The sequence below is a fragment of the Litoreibacter ascidiaceicola genome (genome assembly GCF_900129235.1).
GTDB lineage: Bacteria > Pseudomonadota > Alphaproteobacteria > Rhodobacterales > Rhodobacteraceae > Litoreibacter > Litoreibacter ascidiaceicola.
Genome location: NZ_FQUV01000001.1, coordinates 170,241 through 182,785, shown reverse-complemented (window position 1 = coordinate 182,785; position 12,545 = coordinate 170,241). Strand labels below are relative to the sequence as shown.

At 58.3% G+C, this 12,545-nt stretch carries 14 protein-coding genes and 1 pseudogene; 2 read left to right on the top strand and 13 right to left on the bottom strand.

Going from position 1 to position 12,545, the window contains the following annotated elements; translation table 11 throughout:
* Positions 1-1,179, bottom strand: coding sequence for a phosphoglycerate kinase (locus tag BUB72_RS00805; RefSeq protein ID WP_073139003.1), 1,179 nt, complete (start codon positions 1,177-1,179; stop codon positions 1-3).
* Positions 1,180-1,277: 98 nt separating this feature from the next.
* On the bottom strand, positions 1,278-2,282 hold the full coding sequence (gene gap, locus BUB72_RS00800) for a type I glyceraldehyde-3-phosphate dehydrogenase (protein WP_073139000.1): 1,005 nt from the start codon (positions 2,280-2,282) through the stop codon (positions 1,278-1,280).
* 239 nt (positions 2,283-2,521) lie between these two features.
* Between gap (BUB72_RS00800) and BUB72_RS00795 the strand changes: the two genes are divergently transcribed.
* Positions 2,522-2,917: an ankyrin repeat domain-containing protein gene (locus BUB72_RS00795; RefSeq protein WP_073138997.1), complete on the top strand. Its 396-nt coding sequence runs from the start codon at positions 2,522-2,524 to the stop codon at positions 2,915-2,917.
* A 42-nt stretch (positions 2,918-2,959) separates the two neighbouring features.
* Here BUB72_RS00795 and BUB72_RS18730 read toward each other — a convergent pair whose 3' ends face one another.
* The 6 genes and pseudogenes from BUB72_RS18730 to BUB72_RS00770 form a co-directional block, all read right to left on the bottom strand.
* Complete coding sequence (locus BUB72_RS18730) at positions 2,960-3,103, bottom strand: hypothetical protein (RefSeq protein ID WP_175549101.1); 144 nt, start codon at positions 3,101-3,103, stop codon at positions 2,960-2,962.
* A gap of 24 nt (positions 3,104-3,127) precedes the next feature.
* Entirely contained in the window at positions 3,128-4,126 is a 999-nt protein-coding gene (gap, locus tag BUB72_RS00790) for a type I glyceraldehyde-3-phosphate dehydrogenase (RefSeq protein WP_073138995.1), read from the bottom strand.
* 194 nt (positions 4,127-4,320) lie between these two features.
* Positions 4,321-4,791 (bottom strand): peptide-methionine (R)-S-oxide reductase MsrB, encoded by a 471-nt coding sequence (gene msrB / locus BUB72_RS00785; protein ID WP_073138992.1) that lies wholly within the window; start codon positions 4,789-4,791, stop codon positions 4,321-4,323.
* A gap of 85 nt (positions 4,792-4,876) precedes the next feature.
* A pseudogene (locus BUB72_RS00780) lies at positions 4,877-5,425 on the bottom strand (fasciclin domain-containing protein).
* Between the two features lie 129 nt (positions 5,426-5,554).
* Positions 5,555-5,938 carry a cell division protein ZapA gene (locus BUB72_RS00775; protein WP_073138989.1) on the bottom strand — a complete coding sequence of 128 codons (384 nt, stop codon included), beginning with the start codon at positions 5,936-5,938 and terminating at the stop codon, positions 5,555-5,557.
* A 3-nt stretch (positions 5,939-5,941) separates the two neighbouring features.
* The gene (locus tag BUB72_RS00770) at positions 5,942-6,391 is read right to left on the bottom strand and encodes a hypothetical protein (protein ID WP_073138985.1); all 450 of its coding nucleotides are present in this window, start codon (positions 6,389-6,391) and stop codon (positions 5,942-5,944) included.
* A 213-nt stretch (positions 6,392-6,604) separates the two neighbouring features.
* On the opposite strand from BUB72_RS00770, the gene tkt reads away from it, so the two are divergent.
* The gene (tkt, locus tag BUB72_RS00765) at positions 6,605-8,620 is read left to right on the top strand and encodes a transketolase (RefSeq protein WP_073138982.1); all 2,016 of its coding nucleotides are present in this window, start codon (positions 6,605-6,607) and stop codon (positions 8,618-8,620) included.
* 72 nt (positions 8,621-8,692) lie between these two features.
* Here tkt and BUB72_RS00760 read toward each other — a convergent pair whose 3' ends face one another.
* From BUB72_RS00760 to BUB72_RS00740, 5 genes are all read right to left on the bottom strand, one after another.
* Entirely contained in the window at positions 8,693-9,058 is a 366-nt protein-coding gene (locus BUB72_RS00760) for a glutaredoxin domain-containing protein (protein ID WP_073138978.1), read from the bottom strand.
* Between the two features lie 13 nt (positions 9,059-9,071).
* Positions 9,072-9,434: a Grx4 family monothiol glutaredoxin gene (grxD, locus tag BUB72_RS00755; protein ID WP_073138975.1), complete on the bottom strand. Its 363-nt coding sequence runs from the start codon at positions 9,432-9,434 to the stop codon at positions 9,072-9,074.
* 3 nt (positions 9,435-9,437) lie between these two features.
* Positions 9,438-9,662 (bottom strand): BolA family protein, encoded by a 225-nt coding sequence (locus BUB72_RS00750; protein ID WP_073138971.1) that lies wholly within the window; start codon positions 9,660-9,662, stop codon positions 9,438-9,440.
* Positions 9,663-9,736: 74 nt separating this feature from the next.
* On the bottom strand, positions 9,737-11,896 hold the full coding sequence (purL, locus tag BUB72_RS00745) for a phosphoribosylformylglycinamidine synthase subunit PurL (RefSeq protein WP_073140420.1): 2,160 nt from the start codon (positions 11,894-11,896) through the stop codon (positions 9,737-9,739).
* A 205-nt stretch (positions 11,897-12,101) separates the two neighbouring features.
* On the bottom strand, positions 12,102-12,392 hold the full coding sequence (locus tag BUB72_RS00740) for a hypothetical protein (RefSeq protein ID WP_073138967.1): 291 nt from the start codon (positions 12,390-12,392) through the stop codon (positions 12,102-12,104).
* Between the last annotated feature and the right edge of the window lie 153 nt (positions 12,393-12,545).

Here is a 12,545-nt window from a genome sequence, read left to right as displayed (position 1 = left end):
TTATCCTTCCAACGCGGCGACACCGGGGAGGGTCTTGCCCTCCATCCACTCCAGAAACGCGCCGCCCGCGGTGGAGATATAGGTGAAATCACTCTCATGCCCGCTCGCATTCACGGCGGCCACGGTATCGCCACCGCCAGCGACGGAGACCAAATCACCCGCCTTCGTTTGGCGTGCAATTTCGTCGAGCACGTCGAAGGTCGCTTTGTGAAACGGCGCCAGTTCGAACACGCCAAGCGGGCCGTTCATGATGAGCGTCTTGGCGTCCTTTAGCACGCCTTTGATGTAGTCCACCGTCTCGGGACCGGCATCGAGGATCATCTGATCCTCGGGGCAGGCGCCAGCGGCAACAGTTCGATGTTGTGCGTTTTCCTTGAACTCCTTGGCGACAACGATGTCGCGCGGCAGGATGATTTCGCAGCCGGTTGTCTTGGCCTTGGCGATGATGTCGCGGGCGGTGTTGGCCATCTCATGCTCGGCCAGAGATTTGCCCACGTCGATCCCTTGCGCGGCAAGGAAGGTGTTGGCCATGCCGCCCCCGATCACCAGATGGTCGACCTTTTCCACGAGATTGCCCAGCAGGTCGAGCTTGGTCGACACTTTGGCGCCGCCAACAATCGCAACCACAGGGCGCTCTGGCGTACCAAGGGCGGCTTCCAGCGCGCTCAGCTCTTCTTGCATCAAACGGCCTGCGCAGGCTGGCAACAGCTTGGCGAGCGCTTCGGTCGAGGCGTGCGCACGGTGCGCAGCAGAGAACGCATCGTTGACATAGACATCGCCCAGCGAGGCGAGGCGTTGTGCGAAGTTGGCGTCATTGGCCTCTTCGCCCGGGTTGAAGCGCAGGTTTTCCAACAGAGCGATGTCTCCGGCCTGCAGTGCCGCGATACGATCGCCGTAATTGCCGTCGATGAAGGCGACAGGCTGGTCGAGAATGTCGGACAGGGTCGGGACCACATGGCTCAGCGACATCTCTGGCACCACCTTGCCCTTGGGGCGGCCGTAATGCGCCATCAGGATCGGTATGCCGCCCGCAGCCAGCACGTCACGCACGGTGGGCACAATCCGGTCGATGCGGGTGGTGTCGGTGACGTGGCCATCTTCCATGGGCACGTTGATGTCCACGCGAACCAAAACGCGTTTGCCGGTCAGGTCCATGTCGTCGAGTGTTTTCCAAGCCATCTGCGTGCCATCCCCGTTATATGCTTACGGCCCGCTTCTATAAGGAGCGGGCCGCGTGATCCAGTCGTGTGATTTGAATATTTATACCAAGATGAAGCTTAGAGGAGTTTGCCCATCGCAACGGCAGTGTCCGCCATGCGGTTGGAGAAGCCCCATTCATTGTCATACCAGGTCAGGATACGGACCATGCGGCCGTCCAGAACTTTGGTTTGGTCTGCTGCGAAGATTGACGAGCGCGGATCGTGGTTGAAATCGGAGCTGACCAGCTTTTTCTCGGTGTAGCCGAGGATGCCTTTCAATGGACCACTTTCGGCGGCGGCGGACATCAAGGCATTGACCTCTTCTACCGTTGTGTCGCGGCTGGCCTCGAATGTCAGATCGACGACCGAGACATTCGGGGTTGGCACGCGGATAGCCACACCGTCCAGCTTGCCGTCCAGTTCGGGCAGAACAAGGCCCACGGCTTTGGCGGCTCCGGTGGACGTCGGGATCATCGACAAAGCAGCGGCGCGGGCGCGGTAGAGGTCTTTGTGCATCGTGTCCAGCGTCGGCTGGTCGCCGGTGTAGCTGTGGATCGTGGTCATGAAGCCTTTGACGATGCCGATGTTGTCTTGCAGCACGTGGACGACGGGTGACAGGCAATTGGTGGTGCAAGACGCGTTGGAGACGACGATGTCGTCCTTCGTCAGGCTGTCATGGTTGACGCCGTAGACGATGGTTTTGTCTGCATCTTTGCCGGGGGCAGAAATCAGAACGCGCGACGAGCCGTTTTCCAGATGGGCCTGACAGGCCTCTTTCGAGGTGAATATGCCGGTGCATTCCATCACGATGTCCACGTCGCTCCATGGCAGGTCGGCAGGGTTGCGAATGGCGCTGACCTTGATCGGGCCGCGACCCACGTCGATGGTGTCCCCGTCGACCACAACCTCTTGCGGGAAACGGCCATGGACTGAATCGTATTGCAGCAGGTGGGCGTTGGTCTCGACTGGCCCAAGATCGTTGATTGCGACGACCTCGATATCGGTGCGACCGCTTTCGATAATGGCACGCAGTACATTGCGGCCGATGCGGCCAAATCCGTTGATGGCGACTTTAACTGACATGGGGGAGACCCTCCTGATGGGAGATTGGAAAAATTCTGTTACCGCTAACAATTACATTTTGGGGCAAAGGTCAAGCTTTGGGTCGATAACAGGACGCAGTAAGTGAGCAGGATTTTTGAAGTGGAATCGACGCTCGGGCCTTACTGGGCTTGCGCTTATTGTCATCAAATTGCCAACGTGCTTGTTTATCAGCAAGGCGGTCTTCGACATATCGCATCATACATCCGGGATCCCTCAGAATGTCCAAGAAGCCAAAAACGAGAGAATCTCTAGAGGACATGTTGGCCTCTTGCTCAGACACCCTTTTTCCAGAGGGAATGGGAGAAGCAGGCGTGACTTTGAATAGTCGCGATGTTGATGGCGATACGCCGCTACATGTGATGCTGTGGCGCAATAATACCTATGCAGTGCTGAAGTTCATTGAGGCTGGAGCAGATGTAAACGCGGTCGGTGATATGTCAGAGACACCGCTTCATATTGCCCTCAAGCAGCAGGATTTTGCGGCAGTAGAGGCACTCCTCAACGCTGGTGCGGATGTTTCTGGCGTTTCCGAGTTTGGACAGTCACCGCGTGACCTTGCGGATGAGCTTGGAGGAGAGGCGCGGCGGCTTTTCAAGGGAGCGAAGGGGGTTTAATCTCTCGATCACCAAAGCCGTCTCCGGCAGCCCGGCCACCACTTAACGCCAGAACGCCATATACTCGGTCAGGACCATTAGTTTCTTGCCCAAGAAGATGTGCAAATCCCAGCCGAACACAAAGAGGTCAGCGGCGAATATGCCGACGATTAGAAGCCCCAAAACGATAGCTATCTTGTTGGTCATGTAAGCCTAGGGCCCTCTGGGGTGTCAGAGGCGTCCCATTGCAGCGGCCACGTCGGCCATGCGGCAGGAAAAGCCCCATTCGTTGTCATACCACGCCAATACCCGAACCGTGCGCCCGCCGACAACCTTTGTCTGGTCGGGCGCGAAAATCGACGAGTAGTTTGTGTGGTTGAAGTCGATGGAGACTTTCTGCTCGGGGTCGTAGCTGAGCACCGCACCCATATGACCGGCGGCGGCTTCGCGGACAACCTCGTTCACATCCTCGACGGTGACGTCCTTGGAGGCCTCGAAGGTCAGGTCCACGGCGGAGACGTTCGGTGTCGGCACGCGCATCGCGGTGCCGTCCAGCTTGCCTGCCAGTTCCGGCAGAACTTCGCCCAAGGCTTTCGCAGCCCCGGTGGAGGTTGGGATCATTGCCATGGCGGCTGCGCGGGCGCGGTACAGGTCGTCGTGACGACGGTCCAATGTCGGCTGGTCGCCGGTGTAGCTGTGGATCGTGGTCATGATGCCGCGCTCGATGCCGATGGCGTCGTTCAGGACTTTTGCCAAGGGGGCGAGGCAGTTGGTGGTGCAGGAGCCGTTGGAAATCACGCGGTGCTCCGGCAGCAGGTCGCGGTGGTTCACGCCGTAGACGATGGTGCGGTCGACATTGCTTGCAGGGGCCGAGATCAACACGCGCTTGGCGCCGCGGGTCAGGTGGACTTCGGACTGTTCCTTGGAGTTGAACTTGCCGGTGCATTCCAACACGACGTCGACACCGTTCCAGTCCAGATCTTCCGGATTGTAGGTCGAGAACACCTTCATCGGGCCACGGCCAATGTCCATCGTGTCACCGTCCACGCGGACCTCTTGGCCAAAGCGGCCATGAACGCTGTCGTATTTCAGCAAATGCGCGTTGGTCTCGATCGGGCCGGTGGCGTTGATTGCGACGACCTGAATGTCGTTGCGCGCGCTTTCGGCGATATGGGCAAGTGTGCAACGGCCGATACGGCCAAACCCGTTAATGGCTACGGTTGTGGTCATGGTCACTGGTTCCTCTGCGCTCCGCTCAGTCTTGTTAGGGGTATAAGGGGCGGCACCACATATGGATAGCTTGATTTGGCTTAAAAATGAGGCTGTTAGCGTTAACACATCAACAATCCGCAGGCGCAGATTGCCGCAGTTTCCGTGTTAGCGTTAACGATTTGCGAGCGCGCAGATTGCCAACCCGTGGCGACTCACTTCGCCACGAACACCAGACTGGCGCCGTTCAGGCAGTGGCGTTTCCCCGCCGGTGCAGGACCGTCATCAAAAATGTGACCCAGATGGCTGCCGCAGCGGCGACAATGCACCTCAGTGCGGGTGGTGAACAAAGTGTTGTCCGGCTTGGTTCCCACTGCGTTTTTCAACGGAGCGGTGAAGCTCGGCCAGCCGGTGCCGGAGTCGTACTTTGTCCGCGACGCATAGAGCGGCAGGTCGCAGCCGCGGCAGATGTAAGTCCCCGCAGCTTTTTGGTCATTGAGCGGGCTGGAATAGGGGTTCTCCGTCTTCTCTTTGCGCATTACTAAATACTGTGTCTCCGTCAGCATCGCGCGCCATTGCGCATCGGTGCGGGTGATTTCGAAAGTTCCTGCGGCCTGTCCCGACGACGAGAAGCAAGCGACAGCGCTGGCGCTAAGCAGGAAAGTGCGGCGGTTGGGGCTATTCATGGCTGGGTGTCCTTATGACGGGGCAGGAGGGGAAGGGCGGCCAAGCGTGGCCACCCTGATTTTTGCGTGCAGTGAAACCGTGGGCTTATTTCGGGACAAGAACCGAGTTCACTACGTGGATGACGCCATTGGACTGGTTGACGTCCTGAATGGTCATGCCAGCTCCGTTGCCGCTTTCATCCACGATTTAGAGCTTGCCGTCCTTGATAGTGGCCGACAATGTGTCGCCCGATACGGTCAGGAACTGGTAAAAGCCGTTGTCGGAGGCGCGGACCTTGGCAGAGATATCCGCAGCCGACATCTTGCCAGCGACCACATGGGCGGTCAGCACTTTGGTCAGCAGGGCTTTGTTTTCCGGTTTCAACAATGTCTCGACGGTGCCGGCGGGCAGGGCGTCAAAGGCTGCATTTACGGGTGCGAAGACGGTGAACGGGCCCGCGCTCGCAAGTGTCTCGACCAGACCAGCTGCCTTTACGGCGGCAACCAATGTCGTGTGGTCGGCAGAATTTACGGCGTTTTCTACGATGTTTTTCGATTCAAACATCGGCGCACCACCCACATTCGGGTTAGCTGCGATTGCTGTTGCTGTGAGGGAAAGAGTTGCGGCGCTGGCGGCGAGGAAGTGTTTGATCATTGATGTGGTCCTTTACATGGAGCAGGGCGAACTGCCCGGCTATGCAAGAACCCACGAGAACGGGATCAGATAAGTTTCACGTTGATGCAAAAGAAAGCGATCACGTGTTCGTGACCGCTTTCCAGCATATCAGGCGCGCTTAGCCTCAAGCGCTTCTGCAAGCGCTTCGGACCGCGCAGCAATTTCTGCCAGCGTGTCAGTGACCGAGGCCGGTATGACGGGCACTTCAACTGTTTGCGGCGGGGAAGATTTCAAGCTCTCCAATTCGCGGCGCATCTTATCAAGCCGGTCTTCGGCCGCACGCAGGTCTTCTTCGACGCCTGCGGTTTTATCCGCCAGCATCAAGCCCGCCATCAGCAACATACGGGTTTCCGGCATGCGCCCGATCTGGTCGGCCAGCACGCTGGCTTCGTTGTCCAACAGCTTGGCGGCGGTTTGCAGGAAATGTTCTTCGCCGGTTTGGCACGCCACTTGGAAGGTACGGCCTCCGATGTCGATGTTGATCTCGGGCATGGCTTATCCCTCCTTAACCAGTGGTGCGATTTCGCTCAGAATGTCATCAAGTTCCGCCAGATCGGCAGTGCGGGCGGCGTGGAGCGCCTCGTTTTCGGTCTCAAGCGCTGTGTTGATGGCGGCATCCGCGCCTTGGTGTTCCGCATTTGCGCCACGCAGTTGCTTGTTGGTCTCACGCAAAGCCCCCATGACGGCTTGCAGGCGCTTGTTTTCGCCGTCCATGAATTCCAGCCTGTCGGTCAGGCGGGCCACACGGGTCTCCAGACGCTCGATGCGGGCAAGGTTCTGCTGGCCGGACTCGACCAGTCGCGCGTTCGTGTCCCGCTCGATTTCAAGCTCTTCCACCATATCGGCATCCGGGGCCGCTGGTGCGCTGGCAATCTGGTCGGCGCTGTACTCAATTCTGTCCAACGCAGTGATAATGCGCTGCTCCAGCTCGGTGACGTCAGTCATGTATATCCCTCGTCTCGTTGGAGGATCCAAAGACGGGGTTTCCCGTCACGAATCAACTCCGTGCCTCACAGGCTTGATTTTAACCATAGATTGCGCCGAATGCCTCCCCTTTAAGCTGTGATCGCGGTCACAGGGCGTCTGCCACGGCTTGAACTTCGCGCCAACGCTGGTATCACCGCGGTCGATACGCACCGCCTAATAAGGATCAGAGCCTTGGATATTGCAGCCCTGCGCAAAGCCCACCCCGAACATTGGATGCGCGCAGCCGCCATCCGCACGCTGACACTGGACGCCGTTGCGGCGGCAAATTCCGGCCACTCCGGCATGCCTATGGGCATGGCTGACGTGGCGACGGTCCTGTTCGAGAAGCATTTGAAGTTTGACGCCTCCGCGCCCGAATGGCCGGATCGCGACCGTTTCATCCTGTCTGCGGGCCACGGCTCCATGCTGATCTATTCGCTGCTGCACCTCACCGGATATTCCGACATGACGCTGGAGCAGATCAAGAACTTCCGCCAATTGGGCGCAATTACTGCGGGCCACCCCGAATACGGTCACGCCAAGGGCGTCGAGACAACAACCGGCCCGTTGGGGCAAGGCATCGCCAACTCTGTCGGCTTCGCACTGGCCGAGGAAAACCAGCGCGCACGGTTCGGCAAGAAGATCGTTGACCACTATACCTACTGCGTCGCCGGCGACGGCTGCCTGATGGAAGGCGTCAGCCAGGAGGCCATCAGCCTTGCAGGTCGCCACGAGTTGGGTCGCCTTGTTGTGTTCTGGGACAACAACAACATCACCATCGACGGCAAAGTCGATCTGTCAGACCGCACCGATCAGGTCATGCGCTTCAAGGCGTCCGGCTGGCATGTGCAGGAAATCGACGGCCACGACCCCGAGCAGATCGATGCGGCCATCGAGAAGGCCAAGAAGACCAAAAAGCCGTCGATGATCGCGTGCAAAACGCATATCGCGCTCGGCTCATCAGCGCAGGACACCTCCAAAGGTCACGGCGCGCTGACCTCGGAGGAGCTGATCCGCGACACCAAGGAGGCCTATGGCTGGAGCTACGGCCCGTTTGAAATTCCTGATGACGTTAAATCCCAGTGGGAAAAGATTGGCAAACGCGGGGCGGAAGACCGCAAGTCATGGGAAACCCGCCTTGGCGAGGTCTCCGGCTCCAAGCAGAAAGAGTTCGCCCGCTGCTATGCAGGGGAGGCTCCGAAAAAGCTGTCGGCCACCATAAAGGCGCTGAAAAAGCAGATCAGCGACACCCAGCCAAAAGTGGCCACCCGCAAAGCGTCTGAGATGGCGTTGGAAGTGATCAACCCGATCATGCAGGAAACCTTCGGCGGCTCTGCCGACCTGACAGGGTCCAACAACACGCTGACAACGGATATGGGCGTGTTCTCTCCGGAGAACCGCAAAGGCCGCTACATGTATTACGGCATCCGCGAACACGGTATGGCCGCTGCGATGAACGGCATGGCTTTGCATGGCGGAACAAAGCCTTACGGTGGGACATTCATGTGTTTCACCGACTATGCGCGTGGTGCAATGCGTCTGTCCGCTTTGATGGGAATTCCGGTCACCTATGTGATGACCCATGACAGCATCGGTCTTGGCGAAGATGGCCCGACCCACCAGCCAGTAGAGCACCTCGCCATGCTGCGCGCCACGCCAAACACCAATGTCTTCCGCCCTGCGGATGCGGTGGAAACGGCCGAGGCGTGGGAGCTGGCGCTAACATCCAAATCGACGCCATCGGTTCTGGCGCTGTCACGTCAAAACCTGCCCACCGTGCGGACTGATCACACGTTGAAAAACCAGACAGCGATGGGCGCCTATGTCTTGGCCGAGGCCGAGAGCAAACGTCAGGCGATCATCATGGCGACCGGCTCCGAGGTGGAAATCGCCTTGGCCGCGCGTGAGTTGCTGGAGGCTGAAGGTATTGGCACCCGCGTCGTGTCCATGCCCTGCTGGGAGCTGTTCGAGGCGCAGGACGAGAAGTACCGCCGCAAGGTGCTGCCCGCCGGTCCGGTGCGTGTCGCGGTCGAGGCCGCTATCGGCTTCGGCTGGGACAAATGGCTACTGGGCGAGCGCGGTAAAACCGGCAAAGCGGGCTTCGTCGGCATGGACAGCTTCGGGGCTTCTGCACCGGCTGACGAGCTTTACGCGCATTTCGGCATCACTGCACAAGGTGTCGTTGATAAGGTGAAGAGCTTGCTCTAAGTCACTCGGAAAGAATAACAAAGCCCGGCGAAGCGATGCTTCAGCCGGGCTTTTTTGTGGGCGTAGATCGATTTAGGAATTCATCTCTCGAAACTGATCGGCAGCGGCCTCGTCGAACGGGACCTTCTTGGATTTAAGGATTTTATCAAGATCCTTGGATTTCAGAAATGTCCCCATATTGAAGCTGTCGCAGATGAACTGCCCGTCGATGAACAGCTGCGCCAGTTGCTCCCATTCCGACCGCTTTTGCACGGCAGGCAACAGGCGTGGGTCGCGGCTGACGTCGACGGGATGGAACGCGATCTTAATCGACGAAAGCAGATTCCGAGCCGCCATCGATTCCGCGTCCGCCGGCGCTTCGACCGTGCCATTCATGAACAAGACCACGCGATGCTTGGAGAAGACATCATTCAGGTAGTCTTCAATTTCATCGCTCATGGCTCAGGCCCTTTCAGGTGTTGTGTTCGCGGATTTTGTTGGCCGCGTCTTTGTCGAAGCTTACACCGTTTTGCTCCAGCAGGGTATCCAGCTCGCCCGACAGGGTCATCTCGGTGATGATATCGCAGCCACCGACGAACTCGCCTTTGACGTAAAGCTGCGGGATCGTTGGCCAATCCGAGAATTCCTTAATGCCGTTCCGGATGGCGTCATCCGCCAGCACATTCACGTCTTTGTACTGGACGCCCATGTAGTTCAGTACACCCGCCACTTTGGACGAGAAGCCGCATTGCGGCATCTCTGAGGTGCCTTTCATGAACAGCACCACGTCGTTGCTGGTCACGGTGTCTTTGATTTGTGCGTTTGCGTCAGTCATGTCTTACTCCGGTGCTTTCGTTGTCAGGGCCAGCGCGTGCAATTCGCCGCTGTCCACTTTGTCTTTCACAGCTGCCATTACCGCACGTTGTTGCTGCACACGGTTTTGGCCTTTGAAACTTTCATCCACCACAAGCGCCGAGAAATGCGCGCCGTCGTCGCCTTGTACTTCAATATGCGCGTTGGGGAAGCTCACGCGGATCAAGTCCTCGATGTCATTGGGTTGCATGGGCTTAAGGCTCCTGTCAGGGGATCGTCGTTAATAGGAAAGTAGGCAGCCGAAGGTTGGGTGACAACCCACGTTCACGCGACGGCGGCCTCAAAGCTTGTGTGGTAGGTTTCGGACAGCTCGGCCAACGGGGCAGAGGACGCTCCGATTGTAACCGCATCGCCGCCGAACTTGCCGATGGTGGTGAGCGTGACGCCAGCCTGTCCGGCAGCGATCATCAAGGCCTCGGCCTTGTCGAAAGAGCACCCGATCAAATAGCGGGCCTGATCCTCGCCGAACGCCACCTGCGTGTTGTCATCGTCCAGCATCACGCCCACGCCAGCGGCGTCGGCCATTTCGAACGCAGCCAAGGCCACGCCGCCATCGGACACATCGGTACAGACGTCAATCCACTCGCGTTGCGCACGGATGAAGTCGCCATTGCGTTTTTCGGCGTCCAGATCGACATGCGGCGCGTCGCCGTCCTCGCGATTGAACACTTCGGCGAGCAGGGCGGATTGGCCCAAATGGCCTTCCGCGTCGCCAACCATCAACAAGACATGACCCTCGCGCACGGTGCCGGCGATGATGTCGTCCAGATGCTTGATAAGGCCCACCGCGCCGATGGTGGGCGTGGGCAGGATGCCGGTGCCGTCGGTCTCGTTATAGAGTGACACGTTGCCCGATACGATGGGCATATCCAGCGCTTTAACAGCAAGCCCTATGCCTTTGATAGAACCCACGAATTGCCCCATGATCTCGGGCTTTTCGGGGTTGCCGAAGTTCATGTTGTCGGTGGTCGCCAGTGGCACAGCCCCTACGGCGGTCAGGTTGCGGTAGGCTTCCGCCACCGCCTGCTTGCCGCCCTCGACAGGGTTCGCCTTGACGTAGCGCGGGGTCACGTCGGAGGTAAACGCAATCGCTTTGTCGGTGCCATGCACCCGCACGATGCCAGCGCCTGCACCCGGCGCGTTGATGGTGTCGGCCATGACCTGACTGTCATACTGCTCCCACACCCATTGCTTGCGGGCATAGTTCGGGCTGGACAGAAGTATGCGCAGCGCGTCGATGGCATCGACCTGTGGGATATCCTCCAGCGGGGCCGCGGCGGGGGTTTCCACCCAAGGGCGGTCATATTCGGGGGCAGAGCCGGACAGGGTCTTCAGCGGCAGATCGGCTTTGACCTCGTTGTTGTGCAGGATAAGGAAGCGATCCTCGTCGATGGTCTCGCCGACGATGGCGAAATCGAGGTCCCATTTCTCGAACACCGCGCGGGCCTCGGCCTCAAGTTCCGGCTTCAGCACCATCAACATACGTTCCTGAGACTCGGAGAGCATCATTTCATAGGCGCTCATGTTCTCTTCGCGCTGCGGAACTTTTTCGAGGAACAGTTTGACGCCCAAGCCACCTTTGTCGCCCATCTCCACGGCGGAGCAAGTGAGACCAGCGGCCCCCATATCCTGAATGGAAATAACGGCACCGGTCGCCATCAATTCCAGCGTCGCTTCCATCAGGCGTTTCTCGGTGAACGGGTCGCCAACCTGCACGGTGGGGCGTTTGTCTTCGATGGTGTCGTCGAACTCGGCGGAGGCCATGGTCGCGCCGCCGACTCCGTCACGGCCGGTTTTGGCACCCAGATAGACAACGGGCATGCCGACGCCGGACGCGGCGGAGTAGAAAATCTTGTCGGTATCCGCGATGCCAGCCGCAAAGGCATTCACAAGGCAGTTGCCGTTATAGGCGGGGTGGAAGCGAACTTCGCCGCCCACGGTCGGCACGCCAAAGCAGTTGCCATAGCCGCCGACGCCTGCAACCACGCCATTGACCAGTTGCTTGGTCTTGTGGTGGTCCGGCGCGCCAAAGGACAGCGAGTTCATCGCCGCAATCGGGCGCGCACCCATGGTGAACACATCCCTAAGAATGCCGCCGACGCCGGTCGCAGCCCCTTGGTATGGCTCGATATAGGAGGGGTGGTTGTGGCTCTCCATCTTGAAGACCACGCATTGACCGTCGCCGATATCGACGATGCCCGCGTTTTCGCCCGGACCGCAGATCACTTGCGGTCCTTCGGTGGGCAGCGTGCGCAGCCATTTCTTGGAGGATTTGTAGGAGCAATGCTCGTTCCACATGGCCGAGAAGATGCCGAGTTCCGTGAAGGTCGGCTCACGGTCGATGATCTCAAGGATCCGCTGGTATTCGTCAGGCGAAAGCCCGTGCGCCGCGATCAGATCATCAGTGATGTGTGGTTCCTGCATGCCGTGAATTCCCCAGATCATTTCTGCTTGCGGACCTCATATTGCACAGGGGCCGCAGGGGGAAGGGGGGATGGCGTTTTCTTGACTGCGCCGACGGACAGACTTTCAAGAAAACTCAATTTTCAGATACTCGTCGAGGATCTGCCAGGGGTCGTAGAGACATTTGGAACTTGTCTTCAGTTCTGGTGTTTTAGCTTTCCGCAGACTAGTTGAGCCAAAGCCAGTAGATCGCCAAAACAGTTAAAACCATGAAGAATATGGATAACGGCTCTCTTTTTCCTTGTTGAAACAGCGTCGACTTTTCTTCCAGCGACGTGAAGACATCCAAAATCAACAAATTCACACCAGCGCTGAACAGCGCGATCGGGGCAATTGACTCAAATCGAGTTAAATCGTCTTCAATCGCCTGACTGAGACTCTTCACGAGGGGAAAGCTGAATCCCACCAAGAGAGCGTCCAAAAACAAGCGAAAAATTATGTTTGCTTTTGTTGTCATCGTTTCTCGCCTGATTATCGAACCTGTTGTCAAAAAAAAGGCCGAGCATAAAGCTCGGCCGAAGTCCAACAGGGAGGTGGGAGACACTAGGTGTTTCCCATGACCAAGAACTAGGCATCCGAACTGTTCGGTTCAAGAAAAATAGGCAGTTTT

What these genes read in the sequence shown, in the direction of transcription:
- BUB72_RS00775 (WP_073138989.1), bottom strand. Translation starts at nt 5,938, where the DNA reads ATGCCCGAGATCAACATCGACATCGGAGGCCGTACCTTCCAAGTGGCG.
- BUB72_RS00805 (WP_073139003.1), bottom strand. Translation starts at nt 1,179, where the DNA reads ATGGCTTGGAAAACACTCGACGACATGGACCTGACCGGCAAACGCGTT.
- BUB72_RS00750 (WP_073138971.1), bottom strand. Translation starts at nt 9,662, where the DNA reads ATGCAACCCAATGACATCGAGGACTTGATCCGCGTGAGCTTCCCCAAC.
- BUB72_RS00770 (WP_073138985.1), bottom strand. Translation starts at nt 6,391, where the DNA reads ATGACTGACGTCACCGAGCTGGAGCAGCGCATTATCACTGCGTTGGAC.
- msrB (WP_073138992.1), bottom strand. Translation starts at nt 4,791, where the DNA reads ATGAATAGCCCCAACCGCCGCACTTTCCTGCTTAGCGCCAGCGCTGTC.
- BUB72_RS00760 (WP_073138978.1), bottom strand. Translation starts at nt 9,058, where the DNA reads ATGAGCGATGAAATTGAAGACTACCTGAATGATGTCTTCTCCAAGCAT.
- purL (WP_073140420.1), bottom strand. Translation starts at nt 11,896, where the DNA reads ATGCAGGAACCACACATCACTGATGATCTGATCGCGGCGCACGGGCTT.
- BUB72_RS00740 (WP_073138967.1), bottom strand. Translation starts at nt 12,392, where the DNA reads ATGACAACAAAAGCAAACATAATTTTTCGCTTGTTTTTGGACGCTCTC.
- BUB72_RS00795 (WP_073138997.1), top strand. Translation starts at nt 2,522, where the DNA reads ATGTCCAAGAAGCCAAAAACGAGAGAATCTCTAGAGGACATGTTGGCC.
- grxD (WP_073138975.1), bottom strand. Translation starts at nt 9,434, where the DNA reads ATGACTGACGCAAACGCACAAATCAAAGACACCGTGACCAGCAACGAC.
- gap (WP_073139000.1), bottom strand. Translation starts at nt 2,282, where the DNA reads ATGTCAGTTAAAGTCGCCATCAACGGATTTGGCCGCATCGGCCGCAAT.
- BUB72_RS18730 (WP_175549101.1), bottom strand. Translation starts at nt 3,103, where the DNA reads ATGACCAACAAGATAGCTATCGTTTTGGGGCTTCTAATCGTCGGCATA.
- gap (WP_073138995.1), bottom strand. Translation starts at nt 4,126, where the DNA reads ATGACCACAACCGTAGCCATTAACGGGTTTGGCCGTATCGGCCGTTGC.